General features: G+C 39.3%; 2 protein-coding genes. Both read left to right on the forward strand.

What is annotated here, in order from left to right; all coding sequences use genetic code 11:
- On the forward strand, window positions 1-4,309 hold a 4,309-nt coding region (locus F6K13_RS19640), incomplete at its 5' end, for an SDR family NAD(P)-dependent oxidoreductase (protein ID WP_287288103.1).
- Window positions 4,306-4,522: hypothetical protein (locus F6K13_RS19645; protein ID WP_287288105.1), on the forward strand; the 217-nt coding region annotated here is incomplete at its 3' end. The genes F6K13_RS19640 and F6K13_RS19645, both read left to right, overlap by 4 nt.

Here is a 4,522-nt window from a genome sequence, read left to right on the forward strand (position 1 = left end):
TGGTATCCATGCTTTTCATTCCCCATTAATGGAGCCAATGTTGGCTGAGTTTGCAGCAGTAGCTCAGGAAGTAACTTATAATCAGCCTCGGATATCACTTATTTCTAATGTCACTGGTGAAAAAGTAAGTGCAGAAATCGCTACTCCTGAATATTGGGTGCGTCATGTCCGGCAACCCGTAAAATTTGCTCAGAGTATGAAAACTCTACACGAGCAAGGATATCAGTTGTTCTTGGAAATTGGACCTAAACCGATATTATTGGGGATGGGACGTAGATGTGTATCAGGAGATTCAGGAGTATGGTTGCCCTCGTTACGTCCAGGCAAAATCCCCTTAGAAACGGAGAAGTCAGAGGATACTTCACTTTTGAACAATGACTGGCAACAAATACTTTCAAGTTTAGCACAGTTATATGTACAGGGAGCTAAAGTAGATTGGAGAGGGTTTGACAGAGATTACGTTCGTCAAAAAGTAATCTTGCCAACTTATCCATTTCAGCGAGAAAAGTATTGGATACAAACGACTAATTCTCAAAGTATTTCTGCTAGTAAACTTCATCCTCTAATTAATCGCAAGTTTCAATCTCCATTATCAAAAGATATCTTTTTTGAATCAGAGTTTAGTACCGATGCTCTACCATTTTTAGCAGACCACCAAATATATGAAAAAGTTGTAGTACCTGGTGCCAGTCATATTTCTCTATTGTTAGCAAGTGCCTCATTAACATATTCTGCAACAGGTTGTCAACTGGAGGATATTCTATTTCCCCAAGCATTAGCAATTCCTGAACAAGGAATGCGTAACGTTCAGGTGGCTCTCACCCCACAGGATAGCTTATATTCATTTCAAGTAATTAGTTTTGACAGTTCCGATAATAATTATTGGGCAGTCCATGCTACAGGAAAGATTTATCCGACTAATGCTTCGCAAACCCATTCTCTAGAAACCATCGCAGAAATTCAATCTCGTTGTAGTCAAAAAATAGAAAGCACAGAAATTTACCAGAGTCTATGGGATAGACAAGTTCAATTACGGCAGAGTTTTAGATGGATACACCAAGTATGGTTAGGAGAAGGAGAAATTCTCTGTCAAATGAAAGTACCTGAGACAATCTTAGATGCTCTGAAGTACCAAATACATCCAGCCTTAATTGACTCATGTTTCCAGTCAGTAGCTGCACTGAATCTCAGTCTTTCTGGAGACCAAAGTGAAACTTTTGTGCCCTTCAGTATTGAGAAGTTTACTTTTTATCAACGCCCTGAGAATGGTTTGCTTTGGTGTTATACCCGTGGATTGAAAGAAGGGGGATCAGAGGAAAAACTGCTGAAAGCGGAAATACAACTATTTGACCAAACTGGAAAGTTAGTAGCTGAAGTAAATGGTTTTGAGGGTAGGAAAGCGAATCCCAAAGCATTACTAATGACTCTAGATGCAGATTTAAGTGATTGGTATTATGAAATAAATTGGGAACCTCAGCCTTTAACAGAAACTGCAAAATCAAGTGAAAATTCTGGTAAATGGTTAATATTTGCCCTTACTGATGAATTGGTAGAGTCTATCGGGCAAGATTTACAACAAAGAGGACAAAACTATATTAGGGTATCCCCTGGTTCCGAGTATCAGCAATTAAATGCTCAACATTATCAAATTAATCCCACTGTTGCCGAAGAATTCTCCAAACTTATCCAAGATAATTCAGATATTCAGGGGATTTTGCACTTATGGAGTCTAAATCAAACTGAAGATTTACAAACAGCTCAAGAACTTGGTTGTGCCACAACGTTACATTTACTGCAAGCCTTAGTTCAGGCTGGATTAAGTAATGCAATACCAATGTGGTTAGTGACTCAAGGGACTCAGAATATATTCGATGCAGCAGAAGTGGTGCAACCCCAACAAGGAAGTTTATGGGGATTAGGGCGTGTTATTAGTCTAGAACATCCAGAATTAAAGTGTGGACGAATAGACTTAGACTCCACATCGAATTTTGCGGAAACGATCCCAATTTTAGTAGATGAACTATTTTATCAAGATAATGAAGACCAAATAGCAATTCGTCAGGGAGTTCGTTATGTAGCAAGATTAGTACGGCAACAAAAGCAGAAAATTAGCTCAGAGGAAGAATTAGGATTAGAAAATCAACCAGTAGAATTGAAGTTGTCTGAATACGGACTGATAGACAAACTCAACTGGCAAGTAATGGAACGCCGTTCTCCACAAGAGAATGAAGTAGAAATTCAAGTCAAAGCAGCAGGTTTAAACTTCCGAGATGTACTCAACTCTTTGGGATTACTGAAAGAGTATTATGCTGAGGTATTAGGTATTACTGATGTATCTCAACTCAATTTTGGGTTGGAATGTGTAGGCGTTATTGCATCTGTGGGAGAAAATGTTTCTCAGTGGCAGGTGGGAGATGAAGTTATGGCTATAGTTCATAATGGATTTAGTAGTTTTGTTACTACCAGTGCCGCTCTAATTATGGCTAAACCGAAAAATATGAGTTTTACGGAAGCAGCAACTTTACCATTGACTTTTGCTACAGCTTACTATGGACTGCAAAATTTAGCGAAAATTCAGCCAGGAGATAAGGTATTAATTCATGCTGCTGCTGGTGGTGTAGGGCAAGCAGCAGTTCAAATTGCACTGGGTGTAGGAGCAGAAGTATTCGCGACAGCAAGTCCTCCAAAGTGGGAATTTCTCAAGTCTATGGGGATAAAGCACATAATGAATTCCCGTACTTTAGATTTTGCGGATGAAATTATGACTATTACTCAAGGACAAGGTGTAGATATAGTCTTAAATAGTTTGAATGGAGATTTCATTGATAAGAGTTTTGTGGTTTTAGGGAAAAAAGGGCGATTTGTAGAAATTGGCAAAATCGGAATTTGGGATAAACAAAAGGTGATGGAGAAACGCCCAGATGCTGAATACTTGCCTTTTGATATTGGACTGATGATCCAACAACAATCAGGTTTAATGGCAGAATTTTCAGAGGAATTAAATCAGCAGTGTCAGTCAGGAAAACTCAAAGCATTATCTTATAAAGTATTCCCGAATACAGAAGTGAAAGCAGCTTTCCGATATATGCAGCAAGGTAAGCATATAGGAAAAGTGGTAGTTTCTCTGCCAGAAACAGGAGATGAGCAAAAATCTATAAAATCTGAAGCCAGTTATTTGATTACAGGAGGTTTGGGAGCTTTAGGGTTAGAAGTAGCCCAATGGATGGTGAAAGAAGGAGCGAAAAATATAGTATTAACTGGGCGTCGGAACCCGAATGAAAAGGCGCAAAAAGTTATAGAAGAATTAGAAGCAGCAGGTGCATCAGTCAGTGTTTTGTTAGGGGATATTTCAACTAAAGAGTCTCTGATGAAAATCTTAGAAGAAATATCTACATCCTTACCTCCACTGAAAGGAATAATTCATGCTGCCGGGGTTTTGGATGACGGAGTATTGCAAAAAATGACCTGGGAGAAATTTACAAAAGTAATGGCTCCCAAGGTTTCCGGAACTTGGTATTTACATAAACTGACTCAGGATTTACCCTTAGATTTCTTTGTCTGCTTCTCCTCCATGGCTTCAATGTTGGGGAATTTTGGCCAAGGAAACTATGCTGCGGCCAATGGCTTTATGGATGCGATCGCCCACTATCGCCGAGGTCAGGGTTTACCAGGATTAAGTATTAACTGGGGAGCATGGGCAACAGCAGGAATGGCTGCTCGTTTGGCCAAGGAACATCAAAACCGAATGCAGAGTAGTGGAGTAATGGCCATCGAAGCCGAACCAGGAATGCAAGCATTAGGTTCATTGTTATCAGGGTATCAAAGCCAAGTAGGGGTGTTCCCTGTTAATTGGTCTGAATTTTTTAGGCAGATGCCTGGATTAGCAAAACTCCGATATTTAGAAGCTTTTACCACAAAATCGGTAGAGCAGAATCAGGACAATCGGATTTTAGAGCAGCTAAATGCAGCTTCAGATGGGGAACAAGAACAGCTATTGACTTCTTATCTCCAAAGCAAAATTGCTCACATTATGGGTATGACAGTTTCTCAAATAGAGTTAGAAAAATCTCTAACTATGATGGGACTTGACTCATTGATGGCTGTGGAATTACGAAATCAGATTCAAACTGAGTTAGGGGCGGATATTCCAGCTACCAGATTTATGGAAGGAATAACTATTCAGCTTCTAGCAACTGAAGTTAAGCAACAACTGATGATTCAAACAGATGAAAATCAAACCCTTGAATCAGAAGATCGAGAGCAACTTGATGGAGATAAAGATAATAATTGGATAGAGGTGGAACTATGAATTTAGTTGAATTTTTACAAGATATCTCTCTCAAAGGGGTAAAGTTATGGTGTGATGGAGAAAAATTGCGTACAGGAGGTGCCAAAGAAGTATTAACTCCTGATGTTATTTCTCAACTGAAGCAGTACAAAACTCAAATTTTGCAATTATTGCAGGAACAACCAGATATCTTGCAAGTATACCCTCTATCCTATGGCCAAAGAGGTCTCAGAT

The organism is Okeania sp. SIO2B9 (genome assembly GCF_010672505.1).
GTDB lineage: Bacteria > Cyanobacteriota > Cyanobacteriia > Cyanobacteriales > Microcoleaceae > Okeania > Okeania hirsuta.